This window comes from Pseudomonas fluorescens (assembly GCF_012974785.1).
GTDB lineage: Bacteria > Pseudomonadota > Gammaproteobacteria > Pseudomonadales > Pseudomonadaceae > Aquipseudomonas > Aquipseudomonas fluorescens_BT.
The window spans coordinates 876006-891254 of record NZ_CP027561.1 but is presented as its reverse complement, the minus strand read 5'-3'; the positions used below and the strand labels follow the sequence as shown (position 1 = coordinate 891254).

General features: G+C 59.9%; 14 protein-coding genes. 8 read left to right on the top strand and 6 right to left on the bottom strand.

The window, feature by feature from the left end; genetic code table 11:
• Positions 1–31: 31 nt before the first annotated feature.
• Positions 32–601, bottom strand: coding sequence for a nucleotide exchange factor GrpE (gene grpE / locus C6Y56_RS03845; protein ID WP_169428798.1), 570 nt, complete (start codon positions 599–601; stop codon positions 32–34).
• Positions 602–841: 240 nt separating this feature from the next.
• Between grpE and recN the strand changes: the two genes are divergently transcribed.
• Positions 842–2515 carry a DNA repair protein RecN gene (gene recN, locus C6Y56_RS03840; RefSeq protein ID WP_169428797.1) on the top strand — a complete coding sequence of 558 codons (1674 nt, stop codon included), beginning with the start codon at positions 842–844 and terminating at the stop codon, positions 2513–2515.
• 75 nt (positions 2516–2590) lie between these two features.
• Here the strand turns inward: recN and fur are convergent, their stop codons facing one another.
• The gene (gene fur / locus C6Y56_RS03835) at positions 2591–2995 is read right to left on the bottom strand and encodes a ferric iron uptake transcriptional regulator (RefSeq protein WP_039769149.1); all 405 of its coding nucleotides are present in this window, start codon (positions 2993–2995) and stop codon (positions 2591–2593) included.
• A gap of 97 nt (positions 2996–3092) precedes the next feature.
• On the opposite strand from fur, the gene C6Y56_RS03830 reads away from it, so the two are divergent.
• Positions 3093–3620, top strand: coding sequence for an outer membrane protein assembly factor BamE (locus C6Y56_RS03830; RefSeq protein ID WP_169428796.1), 528 nt, complete (start codon positions 3093–3095; stop codon positions 3618–3620).
• A gap of 61 nt (positions 3621–3681) precedes the next feature.
• Here the strand turns inward: C6Y56_RS03830 and C6Y56_RS03825 are convergent, their stop codons facing one another.
• Genes C6Y56_RS03825 through C6Y56_RS03815 form a run of 3 tightly spaced genes read right to left on the bottom strand, consistent with a single transcriptional unit; the run spans position 3682 to position 5834 of the window.
• Complete coding sequence (locus tag C6Y56_RS03825; RefSeq protein WP_169428795.1) at positions 3682–3996, bottom strand: RnfH family protein; 315 nt, start codon at positions 3994–3996, stop codon at positions 3682–3684.
• The gene (locus C6Y56_RS03820; protein WP_003221509.1) at positions 3989–4423 is read right to left on the bottom strand and encodes a type II toxin-antitoxin system RatA family toxin; all 435 of its coding nucleotides are present in this window, start codon (positions 4421–4423) and stop codon (positions 3989–3991) included. The genes C6Y56_RS03825 and C6Y56_RS03820 overlap by 8 nt, the downstream gene beginning before the upstream one ends.
• A 7-nt stretch (positions 4424–4430) precedes the next feature.
• Entirely contained in the window at positions 4431–5834 is a 1404-nt protein-coding gene (locus tag C6Y56_RS03815; RefSeq protein WP_039769144.1) for a sodium-dependent transporter, read from the bottom strand.
• 119 nt (positions 5835–5953) lie between these two features.
• Here C6Y56_RS03815 and smpB point away from each other — a divergent pair, with 119 nt between their 5' ends.
• On the top strand, positions 5954–6436 hold the full coding sequence (gene smpB, locus C6Y56_RS03810) for an SsrA-binding protein SmpB (protein ID WP_007953781.1): 483 nt from the start codon (positions 5954–5956) through the stop codon (positions 6434–6436).
• Positions 6437–6486: 50 nt separating this feature from the next.
• Here smpB and C6Y56_RS03805 read toward each other — a convergent pair whose 3' ends face one another.
• Positions 6487–7254 (bottom strand): FCD domain-containing protein, encoded by a 768-nt coding sequence (locus C6Y56_RS03805; protein WP_169428794.1) that lies wholly within the window; start codon positions 7252–7254, stop codon positions 6487–6489.
• Positions 7255–7515: 261 nt separating this feature from the next.
• On the opposite strand from C6Y56_RS03805, the gene C6Y56_RS03800 reads away from it, so the two are divergent.
• From C6Y56_RS03800 to C6Y56_RS03780, 5 genes are all read left to right on the top strand, one after another.
• A complete protein-coding gene (locus C6Y56_RS03800) occupies positions 7516–9210 on the top strand; it encodes a lactate permease LctP family transporter (RefSeq protein WP_169428793.1) in 1695 nt (564 codons plus the stop codon).
• 151 nt (positions 9211–9361) lie between these two features.
• Positions 9362–10186 (top strand): (Fe-S)-binding protein, encoded by an 825-nt coding sequence (locus C6Y56_RS03795; RefSeq protein WP_065259955.1) that lies wholly within the window; start codon positions 9362–9364, stop codon positions 10184–10186.
• Entirely contained in the window at positions 10183–11637 is a 1455-nt protein-coding gene (locus tag C6Y56_RS03790; RefSeq protein ID WP_169428792.1) for a LutB/LldF family L-lactate oxidation iron-sulfur protein, read from the top strand. Before C6Y56_RS03795 ends, C6Y56_RS03790 begins: the two co-directional genes overlap by 4 nt.
• Positions 11637–12308, top strand: coding sequence for a LutC/YkgG family protein (locus C6Y56_RS03785; RefSeq protein ID WP_102687340.1), 672 nt, complete (start codon positions 11637–11639; stop codon positions 12306–12308). Before C6Y56_RS03790 ends, C6Y56_RS03785 begins: the two co-directional genes overlap by 1 nt.
• Positions 12305–15127 carry an FAD-binding and (Fe-S)-binding domain-containing protein gene (locus C6Y56_RS03780; protein WP_169428791.1) on the top strand — a complete coding sequence of 941 codons (2823 nt, stop codon included), beginning with the start codon at positions 12305–12307 and terminating at the stop codon, positions 15125–15127. Before C6Y56_RS03785 ends, C6Y56_RS03780 begins: the two co-directional genes overlap by 4 nt.
• Positions 15128–15249: the final 122 nt, after the last annotated feature.

The following is a 15249-nucleotide window of genomic DNA, read 5'->3' as shown; positions in this document are numbered from 1 at the left end:
TGACTTGTAAATGGGGGCCTTGCGGCTAATTTCAAGCCTTCTCGTCAATCGAAGGCGAAACGGGCGCCGGTGCCTTGCTGACCACGACCATCGCCGGACGCAACAGGCGGCCATTGAGCTGGTAGCCCTTCTGGAACACCTTCAGAACGCTGTTCGGCTCCAGGTCAGCACTTTCCTGCATGGCCATTGCCTGATGTTCCACGGCGTTGAACGGTTCACCTTCCTGCGGGCTGACAGCTACAAGCTGATAGCGCGTGAGGGTGTCGTGAAACATTTTCAGGGTCAGCTCGATGCCTTCGCGCATCGGACGGATGCTTTCGTCATCAGGGCTCGACAGCTCGAGACCGCGCTCCAGGCTGTCGACGATCGGCAACAGGTCGCCGGCGAATTTTTCCAGTGCAAACTTGTGAGCCTTTTCGACGTCCTGCTCGGCACGGCGGCGGACGTTCTGCAGATCGGCAGCTACGCGCAGCGATTGATCCTGCGCGGCGGCCAATTGCTCTTCGAGCACTTGTACACGGGTCGCCAGGTCATCACCCGAATTCTCGGGCGCCTGATTGGCTTCTGGATTTTGCGTATCTACTGTCTGTTCGTCAGCCATAGAATTCTCCTTTCAATATCGTCCGCGAGTTCGATTCGCGCTTCTGCCCCGGTATATGGGGCCGCAAAATCAGGCTTCAAGGGCTGCCGATGATTAACCCTACAAAAAAGTGCTGCATTGTCATTCCCGGGTGCGATAAGCATTTGATCGGATCAAGCCAATCGAGCTAAGCGAGGGCATTGTCAGGCCGAAACAAAACACTGTATAAATAACCAGACCTAAAGCCTGGGAGCGGCCTTTATGCTGGTGCACCTGTCCGTACACAACTACGCCATCGTTGAACATCTCGATCTCGAACTCGATCGCGGGATGAGCGTGATTACCGGGGAAACCGGTGCCGGCAAGTCGATCATGCTCGACGCGCTGGGCCTGACCCTTGGCGACCGCGCCGACAGCGGCGTGGTTCGCCCGGGTGCCGACAAGGCCGATATCCTGGCGACCTTCGACCTGGCCGACATTCCCGAAGCCAGCGCCTGGCTGGCCGAGCGCGACCTGGAAATCGACGGCCCGTGCATCCTGCGTCGGGTCATCACTTCCGAAGGTCGTTCACGCGGCTATATAAATGGCACACCCTGCCCGCTCGGCGACCTCAAGGCCCTCGGCGAGCTGCTGATCGATATCCACAGCCAGCACGAACACCAATCCCTGCTCAAGACCGACACCCACCGGCGTCTGCTCGACGAATACGCCGGGGCTACCGATCTGGCGCGGCAGGTTCATCTGGCCGCCCAGCGCTGGCGTCAGACCCGTCAGGAGCTGGAACGCCTTTCCAACTCCGGCGACGAACAGCGCGCGCGGCATCAACTGCTCAGCTACCAGCTCGAAGAACTGGAAAACCTCGGCCTCGGGGAAAACGAGCTGGAAGAACTGGAGCAGGAACACAAAAACCTGACCAACGCCGAAACCCTGCTCGGCATTTGCCGACAAGTGGTCGAACAATGCAGCGAAAGTGATTCCGGCAACGTGCTGAATGCCCTGACGGCCAGCCTCAATCGACTGTCGAGCGTGAACAACTCGGTCGGCGCGCTGGGTGAGGCGAGCAGCCTGCTGACCAGTGCGCAGATCCAGGTCGAAGAGGCCGTCGGCGAGCTCAATCGCTTTCTCGACAACTTCGACGCCGATCCGGCGCGCCTGCAGTATCTGGAAGAACGTCTGGATTCCATTTACACGCTGGCACGCAAACACCGCATTCAGCCGACGGAAGTTGCGGAGATGCAGCAGAAGCTGCTCGACGAAATCGAAGCCCTGGACGCCAATGATGAATCCATCGAGCGCCTCGCCGAAGAACTCGCATCCTATGCCCGCCACTATCAGGAAAAGGCCCGGGAACTGAGCGAGCTGCGTCATCAGGCGGCCGGCAACCTGGCCAGCGCGGTGGAGCAGGAGATCCAGCGCCTGGGTATGCCCGGCGGTCGCTTCACCATCGAATTGCGCGACAACAACAGCAGCGAACTGCAGCCCAATGGCCTGGAACAAGTCGAGCTGCTGGTCAGCGCCAACCCGGGCCAGCCTTTGAAGGCCCTGGCCAAAGTGGCGTCCGGCGGTGAGCTGTCACGGATCAGCCTGGCAATCCAGGTGATTACCGCCCAGACCTCTCGCGTACCGACGCTGGTGTTCGATGAAGTGGACGTGGGGATTGGCGGTCCGACGGCCGAAATCGTCGGCCAGTTGTTGCGCCGTCTCGGGGATCGCGGACAGGTACTGACAGTCACGCACCTGCCGCAAGTCGCGGCTCAGGGGCATCAGCATCTGTTCGTGCACAAGGTGCGAGGCGAGCAGGCGACTCACACCGCCGTTTCGAAACTGAGCAAGAATGACCGAATAGAAGAAGTCGCGCGGATGCTTGGCGGCATCGATCTGACCAAAGAGTCTTTGGCGCACGCGAAAAAGATGGTCGTTACCGCAAAGGCTTAAGTACACCAGAAAGCACGAAGGCGACCCTTGGGTCGCCTTCGTTCGTTTCGCGAATCAGAAATTCGCGCGACATGCTTATTTTTTGTTGCGTACGTACAGCACCAGATTGTGATCCACCATCTCGTAACCGTGCTTCTCGACGATCGCCTTCTGAAGCTTTTCGATTTCTTCGTCGAAGAATTCGATGACTTCGCCCGACTCCACGTTAACCATATGGTCGTGGTGGCCACCGTCGGCCAATTCGAATACCGCGTGGCCGCCGTCGAAGTTGTGACGGACCACGAGGCCAGCCGCTTCGAACTGGGTCAGAACACGGTAAACCGTGGCCAGACCGACGTCCTCGCCAGCTTCCATCAACGCCTTGTAGACGTCCTCGGCACTCATGTGACGCTGCTCTGTAGAGTCGAGCATTTGCAGGATCTTGACCCGTGGCAGGGTCACTTTGAGGCCGGCTTTGCGTAGTTCGCTATTTTCAACCATGGTCAGCTTTCTCGCGATGCTGCTTCGCAGCTTCTCTTAATGCGGGTATGATCGGCGTTTACGTTGTCCCAGCCAAGATAGTGGAAGTCGCCCACCGATGCAAAACACCAAGCTCTTGCTAACCAGTTTCACCTTTGTGGGACTGCTCGCACTCGCCGGTTGTTCATTCCCCGGGGTTTACAAAATCGACATCCAGCAGGGCAATGTCGTCACGCAGGACATGATAGACCAGTTACGCCCGGGAATGACCCGGCCGCAAGTACGGTTTATCATGGGCAACCCTCTGCTCGTCGACACGTTCCATGCCAATCGCTGGGATTATCTGTACAGCCTGCAACCTGGTGGCGGTGAACGTCAGCAGGAACGCATGAGTGTCATTTTCGACTCTAACGACCGCCTTGTCAGCCTGTCCGGTGACTTCATGCCGGGCGTGAGCCGTGACGAAGCCATTCTCGGCAAGGACAGTGACACCAGCGTGACCGCTCCTGCCGAAAACGCCGAGAAGCCAAAACCGGAAAAACCCGTCAAGCCAGGCTCCTTGCTGGATCAGATCCAGAAGGACGTCGATGGTGTGCAAACCGTTCCGGTTCCTACACCAGAACCGCTGGACACCTCGCCGCAATAATTTGCGACGCAATAAAAAACCCGGAAATTCCGGGTTTTTTATTGCCTGCATATCGGCGCAATCATTGATTTCTGGCTTTAGCCTCGGCGGCTTTGGCAGCCCGCAATCGACGCACCTCTTTCGGATCGGCCAGTAGAGGGCGGTAGATTTCGAGGCGATCCCCCGCCTGGACAACCCGCACATCCGGATCGGCAATCACCTTACCGAAAATCCCGATTGGACAACCCGCCAAATCCAGCTCGGGAAAATCGGCATCGATGCCGCTGGCCAACAGCGCAGCACGGACCGTCGAACCGTCTACCACACTGATCGTACGCAACACCTGACGATCAACCGCCGCGTACACCACTTCTATTTCGATCACCGGCTCAACCATGCATCTGCTTGGCGCGCTGGCAGAATGCATCCACCAGTGTGTTGGCCGCCTGATTGAACAGCGGCCCGAGCGTGGCGCGCACCAGCGGGCCGGCATAATCGAAGGACAGATCGAGGCTGATCTTGCAGGCCTTCTCGTTCAGCGCCTTGAACACCCAGACCCCATGCAACTGATTGAACGGACCTTCCTCAAGGTTCATCTCGATCGACTGCCCCGGCACCAGCGTATTGCGCGTCACGAAGTGCTGGCTGAGGCCGCCCTTGGCCACGCCGACACTGGCGCGCATATGTTCAGGCGAGCTTTCCAGAACCTCAGCAGACGAGCACCACGGCAAAAACTCCGGGTAACGCGCCACGTCATTGACCAGGTCGTAGAGAAATTGCGCCGGGTAAGGCAGCAGCGCCGATCGTTGAATATGTGTCGTCATGTAAGCGTCACTTCCAGAGCTGGGCGGCAAACACTACAAGAATGCCGATGGGCGCCACATAGCGCATCAAGAACAGAGACAGGGCGAACAGCGCCGGGCTGCGAATAGACAATTCGTCACGCACCGCTTCACGCCCCATCACCCAACCGGCAAACAGCACGAAGCACAGCCCGCCGAGCGGCAACATGATCCGCGAGGTGAAGAAGTCGATCACCCCAAAGAAGTCCAGGCCACCGGCTGCACCCCATTGGTAGAGATGGAACACTCCGCCATCGTTCACGAAAAATTTGGCTTCCTTCCAGATATTGAAAGAAAACACGGTACCCAGACCGACGAACCAGCAGGTGAACGCCAGCCAGAACGTCACCCAGGCACGACTGATTTTAGTCCGCTCGACCAGATAGGCGACCATCGGCTCCAGCAGGGAAATCGCCGAGCTCCAGGCAGCAATGGCCACCAGAACGAAGAACACCACGCCCATCAACTGGCCGAAAAGCACGTTACCGAAAGCAAATGGCAGGCTGACGAACATCAGCCCCGGGCCTTCGCTCGGGTTCAAACCACCGGCGAACACAATCGGAAACAATGCCAGCCCGGCCACCAGCGAAACAAAGGTATCGAGCAGCGCCACACCCACGACGGTGCCGGACAGCGAGGCTTCCTTCGTCATGTAAGCGCCGTAGATCATGATCGAGCCCACGCCCACGCTCAGCGAGAAGAACGCGTGCCCCATGGCCGGCAGCAAGCCGTCGAGGACTTTTTCCGGGTGGAAGTCGAACATGAAATGCACGCCTTCCATGAAGTGCCCGGTGGTCATGCTGTAACCCAGCAGGACGAGGACCATCACGAACAGCAGCGGCATCATGATCCGCAGGCTGCGTTCAAGCCCGGCAACCACGCCTTTGGCGATCACCACCGCCGACAACAACATGAAAACCGTATGCCACAGCGTGATGCGCCATGGGTCGGCGATGACATTACCGAAGTACGCCCCGACCTGATCGGCCGTCGCGCCCTGGAAATCCCCGCGCCCCATATCAATGATGTAATCCAGCGACCAGCCGCCGACCACGCTGTAGAAAGACAGGATCAGCAACGCCGTGATCATCCCGGCGAACGCGCCCCACGACCATTTGCCCGAGTGCCCGGCTTCCCGCGCCAGCACCTTCAGGGCATTCGCCGGACTCTGACGGGCACGCCGGCCGATCAGGGTTTCAGCGAGCATTACCGGGATGCCGATCAGCGCGATACACGCCAGAAACATCAGCACGAAGGCGCCGCCACCGTAGACCCCGACCATGTAGGGGAATTTCCAGATGCTGCCCAATCCCACGGCCGAACCGGTCGCGGCGAATATGAAAACCCAGCGGCTAGCCCAACTGCCGTGGACAGAAACCTTGTCTGTCGACATCGTTTATCACGCCCAAGCGTTAGAAAAAGAGGCCGCATTGTCCGGGATTCACTCAACCTGCTCAAGCACGCAGCATCACCGTAGCCGACAGCCGTTTATCTCCATATAATGCCGCCCCTATGGCTAAACAGAAGAAACACCCAACAGGGACCATCGCGCAAAACAAAAAGGCGCGACACGATTACTTCATCGAGCACAAGTTCGAGGCTGGTCTGGTCCTGGCCGGCTGGGAAGTAAAAAGTCTGCGGGCAAGCAAGCTGCAACTGGTCGACAGTTACGTCCTGCTCAAGGATGGCGAAGCCTGGCTGCTCGGCAGTCACATCACGCCGTTGATGACTGCCAGCACCCACGTCATCGCCGACCCGGTCCGCACCCGCAAACTGCTGCTCAACCGCCGCGAGCTGGACAAGCTGGCCGCCGCCGTGCAGCAGAAGGGTTATGCCTGCGTGTGCCTGTCCTGGTACTGGAGCAAGCACATGGTCAAGTGCGAAATCGCTCTGGGCAAAGGCAAGAAGGAATACGACAAGCGTGATACCGAACGCGAACGCGACGCCGGTCGCGAGTTGCAGCGTGCGGTGCGCAACAAGGGCAAGGAAGACTGATTCCTCTGCCTGAATGACCGTTCCCGCGCCCGGCGCGGGAATGGTCATGCTTACATCCCTTTGCGCCGCTCGGCCCGAGCCACGCGCTGTACTTCCTGTCGCACTTCTTCCAGCACTTCCTGTACATACAGAATGTGTCGACTGGAAACCTCTCGCGCCTGCTCCGCACGCCCCTCGATAATCGCCAGATACAATTCCCGATGCTGCGTGATCAGCATGTCGCGGGTTTCCGTGCGCTGCTTGTACATGCCACCGATGTTGGTCACCACGTTGCGCTTGAGCAGATCGAACAGCCCGCGAATGGTGTGCAGCAGCACGGCGTTGTGACTGGCCTCGGCGATAGCCAGGTGAAATTTCGCGTCCGCCGCGCCCTCCTCGGCCCGACTCACTTCGTCATGGCGCGAGTAGCAATCCTGTAGTTCTTCGAACGCTGCGGTCAGCCGCTCGCGATCCACATCAGTGGCGCGCAATGCCGCGTAATAGGCGCACGATGCCTCCAGCGTGTGGCGAAACTCCAGCAGATCGCGCTGAGCCTCGGGATTACTTTCCAGCAGTTGCAACAAGGGATCGCTGAAGGTCGAGCCCAGGCTTTCCACCACGTAATTGCCGCCGCCCTGCTTGCTGACCAACAACCCCTTGGCCGCCAGTTTCTGGATTGCCTCGCGCAACGAAGGCCGGGACACGCCGAACTGCTCCGCCAATGTGCGCTCGGCCGGCAGGCGCTCGCCAGACTTCAGCGTGCCCTCGAGGATCATCCCCTCGAGCCGCTCGACAATATCGTCAGACAAACGGCGCTGACGTATCTGATCAAACCCCATCACTCAATTCTCCACGATCCCGACCACTCGCCGGGCTCTCTATTCTGGCCTATCGGCGCCTTGCCGACACCTGCCAGATAAAACGCCCCGGACCGGATCAGATCGGTTCTGCACCGGTCATTCGACAAAAGTTTCAGGGCGACAAATTGACACACCGACATCAAGGCTTTTACCCTAGCCAACAGCGATTGTAAATTGGTATTACCAATTAACCAAGAACGCTGACAGTGCCTGACCAACAACAATTAGGGGCCACCCCATATGCAAACCTGGCAACAGCTCTACAGCCCGCTCGGCAGTCTCGGCGTGTCCGCACTCGCGGCCGTCATCCCCATCGTTTTTTTCTTTCTCGCCTTGGCGGTGTTCCGCCTCAAAGGTCATGTCGCCGGCAGCATCACGCTGGCCCTGGCGATCCTTGTGGCAATCTTTGCGTTCCAGATGCCGGTCGACATGGCGTTCGCCGCCGCTGGCTATGGTTTCGCCTATGGTCTGTGGCCGATTGCCTGGATCATTGTCGCGGCGGTGTTCCTGTACAAACTGACGGTCAAGAGCGGTCAGTTCGAAGTCATCCGCAGTTCGGTGCTGTCGATCACCGATGACCAGCGTTTGCAGGTGCTGCTGATCGGCTTCTGCTTCGGTGCCTTCCTCGAAGGTGCAGCCGGTTTCGGCGCGCCAGTGGCGATTACCGCCGCGCTGCTCGTAGGACTGGGCTTCAATCCGCTGTATGCCGCAGGCTTGTGCCTGATTGCCAATACCGCGCCGGTCGCGTTCGGTGCCTTGGGGATTCCGATCATCGTCGCCGGGCAGGTCACCGGTATCGACGCGTTCAAGATCGGCGCCATGACCGGCCGCCAACTGCCGCTGCTGTCGCTGTTCGTGCCGTTCTGGCTGGTATTCATGATGGACGGCCTGCGCGGGGTGCGTGAAACCTGGCCAGCCGCGCTGGTTGCCGGCCTGAGCTTCGCCGTGACCCAATACTTCACGTCGAACTTCATCGGACCGGAATTGCCGGACATCACCTCGGCCCTGGCCAGCCTGATCGCGCTGACCCTGTTCCTGAAAGTCTGGCAACCAAGACGCACCGCAGGTGCACAGATCGCTGGTGCGACCTCGAACGTGGCGATCACCGCCAGCGCCGGCGGTTTCGGCCAGAAACGCACCACCATCGAATCCCCCTACAGCCTTGGGGAAATCTTCAAGGCCTGGTCGCCGTTCCTGATCCTCACCGTGCTGGTGACGATATGGACCCTCAAACCGTTCAAGGCGATGTTCGCCGCTGGCGGTTCGATGTACGCCTGGGTGTTCAACTTCGCGATCCCGCACCTGGATCAGTTGGTGATCAAGACTGCACCGATCGTCGCGACGCCGACCGCCATTCCGGCCGTGTTCAAACTCGACCCGATCTCCGCCACCGGCACGGCGATTTTCTTCTCCGCGCTGATCTCGATGATCATCCTGAAGATCAATTTCAAAATTGGTCTGACCACTCTCAAAGAGACCTTCTACGAACTGCGCTGGCCCATTCTGTCGATCGGCATGGTGCTGGCGTTCGCCTTCGTGACCAACTATTCCGGCATGTCTTCGACCATGGCTTTGGTGCTGGCCGCGACCGGCGCGGCGTTCCCGTTCTTCTCGCCGTTCCTTGGCTGGCTGGGCGTGTTCCTCACCGGTTCCGATACCTCGTCCAACGCGCTGTTCAGTTCGCTGCAAGCGACCACCGCGCACCAGATCGGGGTCAACGACACCCTGCTGGTGGCGGCCAATACCAGCGGCGGCGTAACCGGCAAGATGATTTCGCCGCAGTCGATCGCCGTGGCCTGCGCAGCAACCGGGCTGGTGGGCAAGGAATCGGATCTGTTCCGCTTCACCCTCAAGCACAGCCTATTCTTTGCCACGATTGTCGGCCTGATCACCCTGGCCCAGGCCTACTGGTTCACCGGCATGCTGGTTCACTGATACCTGCAAGAAGCATGGAAATAACCGACGCCGGTTCGTGATTCCGGCGTCAGCAATTCACGACCCGGTCTGTAAGGCTGCTGAAAGCAAGGCGCTCTATATTCGGCAGCCTCGACAGACGGATAACCGGGCCCACCCGGAGACACGCCTGATGAGCGAGCTTTTTTACAACGCTGTGCCCAACGCCACTCGCGTTGCACCGCCCCTGCCCGAACCCCGGCAATACCCGAGCGAGAAACCGTCGCGGGTCTACCTGTTCGGTACCTGCGTGGTTGACCTGTTTTATCCGGAAGCCGGGATGGACGCGATCCACTTGCTGGAACGCGAAGGCATCCGGGTCGATTACCCGCAAGGGCAGAGCTGCTGCGGACAACCGGCCTACACCTCGGGTTACACCGAGCAGGCGCGGACAGTGGCGCGCTCGCAACTGGCGCTGTTTGCCGGGGATTATCCGGTGGTGGTGCCGTCGGGCTCCTGCGCAGGAATGATCCGTGAACATTACGCCGACTTGTTCAAGGACGAGCCGCAAACGTTGAAACAGGTTCAGGCCCTCGCAGCCCGCACCTATGAACTGGCCGAGTTCCTGCTGTTCGTCTGCAAGGTGCAGCTCAAGGACAGCGGCGAGCCGGTCAAAGTGGCGCTGCACACTTCGTGTTCGGCGCGACGGGAAATGAACACCCACCTGCACGGCCGCGAGTTGTTGGCGCAGTTGAGCAACGTGGAACGAGTCAATCACGATCACGAAAGCGAATGCTGTGGCTTCGGTGGGACATTCAGCGTCCGTATGCCAGACATTTCCGGCGCGATGGTGGCTGACAAGACCCGGGCGTTGAAGGAATCCGGCGCGCATCAGGTACTCAGTGCCGACTGCGGCTGCCTGATGAACATCAACGGCTCGCTGGAAAAACAGAAGGAAGCGCTGCGCGGGCAACACCTGGCGAGTTTCCTCTGGCAACGAACCGGAGGTGCCCGATGAGCACTTCCACGATTATTCCTACGGTTGCCGTAGAAGAAGATTTCCGCACCCGGGCACACAACGCCCTGGGCGATTCGCAGTTGCGGAACAACTTCCGCACTGCGATGGATTCACTGATGACCAAGCGGGCAGCGGCTTTCAGCGATGCCCACGAAAGAGAACACCTGCGCGAGCTGGGCAATGCAATCCGTGCCCGCGCGCTCTCCAAGTTGCCCGACCTGCTCGAGCAACTGGAACAGAACCTGACCCGCAACGGTGTGACAGTGCACTGGGCGGAAACGGTGGACGAGGCCAATGGCATCGTCCTTTCGATCATCCGCGCTCACGAGGCGCGGCAAGTGATCAAGGGCAAATCGATGGTCAGCGAAGAGATGGAGATGAACCATTTCCTCGAGGCTCGGGACATTGAATGTCTTGAGTCCGACATGGGGGAGTACATCGTCCAGCTCGACCACGAGAAGCCTTCACACATAATCATGCCGGCAATCCACAAGAATGCCGGTCAGGTCGCGTCCTTGTTCCACGACAAACTCGGCGTGGAATACACCAAGGACGTTGACCAACTCATTCAGATCGGTCGCAGGGTCCTGCGGCAGAAATTCTTCGAAGCGGACATCGGCGTTTCCGGTGTCAACTTCGCCGTGGCCGAAACCGGCACCCTGCTGCTGGTGGAAAACGAAGGCAACGGCCGCATGACCACCACCGTGCCGCCGGTGCACATCGCCGTCACCGGCATCGAAAAAGTCGTGGAAAACCTGCGTGACGTAGTGCCACTGCTGTCGCTGCTGACCCGCTCGGCGCTGGGCATTCCGATCACCACTTACGTCAACATGATCTCCGGCCCGCGCAAGGAGCATGAACTCGACGGCCCGCAGGAAGTGCATCTGGTGCTGCTCGACAACGGTCGCAGCCAGGCTTTCGCCGACAGCGAACTGCGCCAGACCTTGAACTGCATCCGCTGCGGCGCCTGCATGAACCATTGCCCGGTCTACACCCGCGTCGGCGGCCACACCTACGGCGAGGTTTACCCTGGCCCGATCGGCAAAATCATCACCCCGCACATGGTCGGCCTGGCGAAAGTCCCGGATCACCCGAGCGCCTCGTCGCTGTGCGGCGCCTGTGGTGAAGTGTGCCCGGTGAAGATTCCGATCCCGGCGCTGCTGCGCCGTCTGCGCGAAGAGAACGTCAAGGCTCCGGACTCACCGCACCAAGTGATGCGCGGCCAGGGCAGCAAGTATTCGCGCAAGGAACGCTTTATCTGGAATGCCTGGGCGAAGCTCAACAGCTCGCCGACTTTGTATCGATTGTTTGCGTTTTTCGCCACGCGCCTGCGCGCCCTGACGCCAGACAACGTCGGCCCGTGGACGCAGAACCACAGCGCGCCGAAACCTGCCGCCCGCTCACTGCATGACATGGCTCGCGAACATCTGGCCAAACAAGGAGACCGTTGATGAGCGCCAAGCAAAACATCCTCGGCAAGTTGCGCAAAAGTCTGACCGGCACCACACCGATTGCCGACAACTTCGATGTCGATCTGGTGACCCAGCCTTACACCTACAGCGCCGAACAGCGCATCCCGCAACTGCGCAAACTGATGGAAGCGGTGCATACCGAAATCCATCTGACGTCCGCTGATGCGTGGCCCGCGCTGCTGGCGCAATTGCTGCGCGACCGCCAGCTCCCGAGCCTGTTGATAGCACCGACGACGCCCCACGGGCAGCGCATCACACAGCACTGGGCGAACAATCCTGATCTACCGGCGCTGAAATCCTACGACCGACCGATGGAAGAGTGGAAAGCCGAGCTGTTCAACGACACTCCGGCCAGCCTCACCGGCACCCTCGGCGCCATCGCCGCCACCGGCAGCCTGATTCTCTGGCCGACCCGCGAAGAACCACGGCTGATGAGCCTGGTTCCGCCGGTGCATTTCGCCCTGCTCAAGGCCAGCCAGATCCGCGACAACTTCTATCAGGTACAGCAGGAGTTCGAATGGGCGCAAGGCATGCCGACCAATGCATTGCTGGTGTCCGGTCCGTCGAAAACCGCCGACATCGAACAAGTGCTGGCCTACGGCGCCCATGGCCCGAAAGACCTGGTGGTATTGATTCTGGAGGACCAATGACCTTACCGGCGACTTTCCTGCGCGATGCGCAGCAACTGATTCCGGCCGAGCGCCGCTTCGACGATCCGCTGTCGACTTTGGCCTTCGGCACCGACGCCAGTTTCTACCGGTTGATTCCGCAACTGGTGATCCGCGTCGAATCCGAAGATGAAGTGGTGGCGCTGCTGAAACTGGCTCAGCGCGATCAGGTCCCGGTGACCTTTCGTGCCGCCGGCACCAGCCTGTCGGGCCAGGCGATCAGCGACTCGGTGCTGATCGTGCTTGGGGATAACTGGAACGCCCGGGAGATCCGCGGCCAGGGTGCGCAGATCCGTCTGCAACCGGGCGTGATCGGCGCCCAGGCCAACGCGTGGCTCGCGCCATTCGGGCGCAAGATCGGTCCGGATCCGGCCTCGATCAACGCCTGCAAGATTGGTGGCATCGTCGCCAACAACGCCAGCGGCATGTGTTGCGGCACCGCGCAAAACACCTATCACACGCTGGCCGGGATTCGTCTCGTGCTGGCCGACGGCACGCGCCTGGATACCGAAGACGCTGCCAGCGTCGCGGCGTTTCGCGCAAGCCACGGTGAGTTGTTGGAGCGCCTGGCAACATTGGGCCGCGAGACCCGCGCCAATGCCGAACTGGCCGCACGAATCCGCCACAAATACCGTCTGAAAAATACCACCGGCCTGTCGCTCAACGCCCTGGTGGATTTCGATGAGCCTGTGGATATCTTGAGTCACCTGTTGGTAGGCTCCGAAGGCACGCTAGGTTTCATCAGTGCGGTGACCTACGACACGGTGATCGACCACCCGAACAAGGCGTCGGCGCTGATCGTTTTCCCCGACGTGGAAACCTGCTGCAACGCCGTCACTGTGCTGAAAAGTCAGCCCGTTTCCGCCGTGGAACTGCTCGACCGCCGCAGTCTGCGCTCGGTGCAGGACAAACCCGGCATGCCGGGTTTCGTACAGCACCTGTCGAACAATGCCTGCGCACTGCTGATCGAATCCCGCGCCGCCTCTTCCACGTTGCTGCAGGAACAACTGGCGCAGATCATGGCGTCGCTCAACGGTTTCCCGGTGGAAAAACAGGTCGACTTCACCGAAGACCCGGTCGAAAACGCCCGCCTCTGGGCGATTCGCAAGGACACCTTCCCCGCCGTCGGCGCCGTGCGCAAGACCGGCACCACGGTGATCATCGAAGACGTCACGTTCCCAGTGGAACAACTGGCGATCGGTGTGAACCGTCTGATCGAGCTGTTCGACAAACATTACTACGACGAAGCGATCCTTTTCGGACACGCGCTGGAAGGCAATCTGCACTTCGTCTTCACACAAGGCTTCAACAGCCCGGAAGAAGTCGCACGCTATCAGGCGTTCATGGACGACGTGGCGCAACTGGTGGCCGTGGAGTTCGGCGGTTCGCTTAAGGCCGAACACGGCACCGGGCGCAACATGGCGCCGTTTGTCGAACTGGAATGGGGCAGCGACGCTTATCAATTGATGTGGCAGCTCAAGCGCTTGCTCGATCCTCAAGGCATTCTCAATCCGGACGTGGTGCTCAGCGAAGATCCGCAGATCCACCTCAAGCACCTGAAGCCGCTGCCGGCGGCCGACGAGATTGTGGATAAGTGCATCGAATGCGGTTTCTGTGAGCCGGTTTGCCCATCGAAAGGCCTGACCCTGAGCCCACGCCAGCGCATCGTGATCTGGCGCGATATTCAGGCGCGAAAACGCGCCGGGATCGACACCACCGAACTGGAAAAAGCCTACGAGTACCAAGGCATCGACACCTGCGCCGCGACCGGTTTGTGTGCGCAACGTTGCCCTGTAGGCATCAATACCGGCGAGCTGGTGAAAAAACTTCGCAGCCGTCACGCCACGCATACGAAAGCTGCCAACTGGATCGAAGGAAATTTCGCCACCACCCTGCAAGGCGCACGATTCACCCTGCACGTGGCCAACGGTGCGCGAATGCTGCTGGGAGCGCCGCGTCTGGCGAAGCTTTCGGCGACGCTGACGCGCCTGTCCAAGGGTCAGGTGCCGCAGTGGACCAACGCAATGCCGCAGCCGGAAAAGGCCATTCGTCTCAGTCCGACAGTCTCGGACGAACGCCCGCGTGTGGTGTATCTGGCGGCTTGCGTGTCGCGGGTAATGGGACCGGCGGCGGGCGACAAGGAGCAAATGTCGCTGTACGACAAAACCCGGGGTCTGCTGGAAAAGGCCGGTTATCAGGTGGTCTTCCCGGACAATCTGGACAACCTCTGCTGCGGCCAGCCGTTCGCGTCCAAAGGCTATGCAGAACAGGCCGAGCACAAGCGTCAGGAGCTGATCGGTGCCTTGCTGCACGCCAGCCGTGGCGGGCTCGATCCGATCTATTGCGACACCAGTCCCTGCACCTTGCGACTGGTGCAGGATGTGGGAAATGTTCGCCTGGATCTGTATGACCCTGTGCGATTCATTCGTACGCATCTGATGGATCGTCTCGAATTCACCCCGCAGGAAGCACCGATTGCCGTTCACGTGACCTGCAGCACTCAGCATCTGGGGGAAAGCCAGGCGCTGATCGACCTCGCACGCATGTGCAGCAATAACGTGGTGATCCCGGAAGGCATTCATTGCTGTGGGTTTGCCGGGGACAAGGGATTCACTACACCGGAACTCAACGGCCATTCGCTGCGAACCCTCAAGGATGCGGTGCAGCATTGCAGCGAAGGGATCTCCACCAGCCGGACCTGTGAGATCGGTCTGACACAACATGGCGGCATCGACTACCACGGCTTGGTCTATCTGGTGGATCGAGTGACCCGGGCCAAACCCCGTGAAACCGCCAGCTGAAGAAAAATAGAACCCCTGCGAACGACCGCAGTCCACAGAACAGGCCCCGAACAATCGGGGCTTTTCCTCCATTCGGTTGCCCGTCCTGACGGCCAGCGAAGTCGGGATCCCTCAGTTCAAGG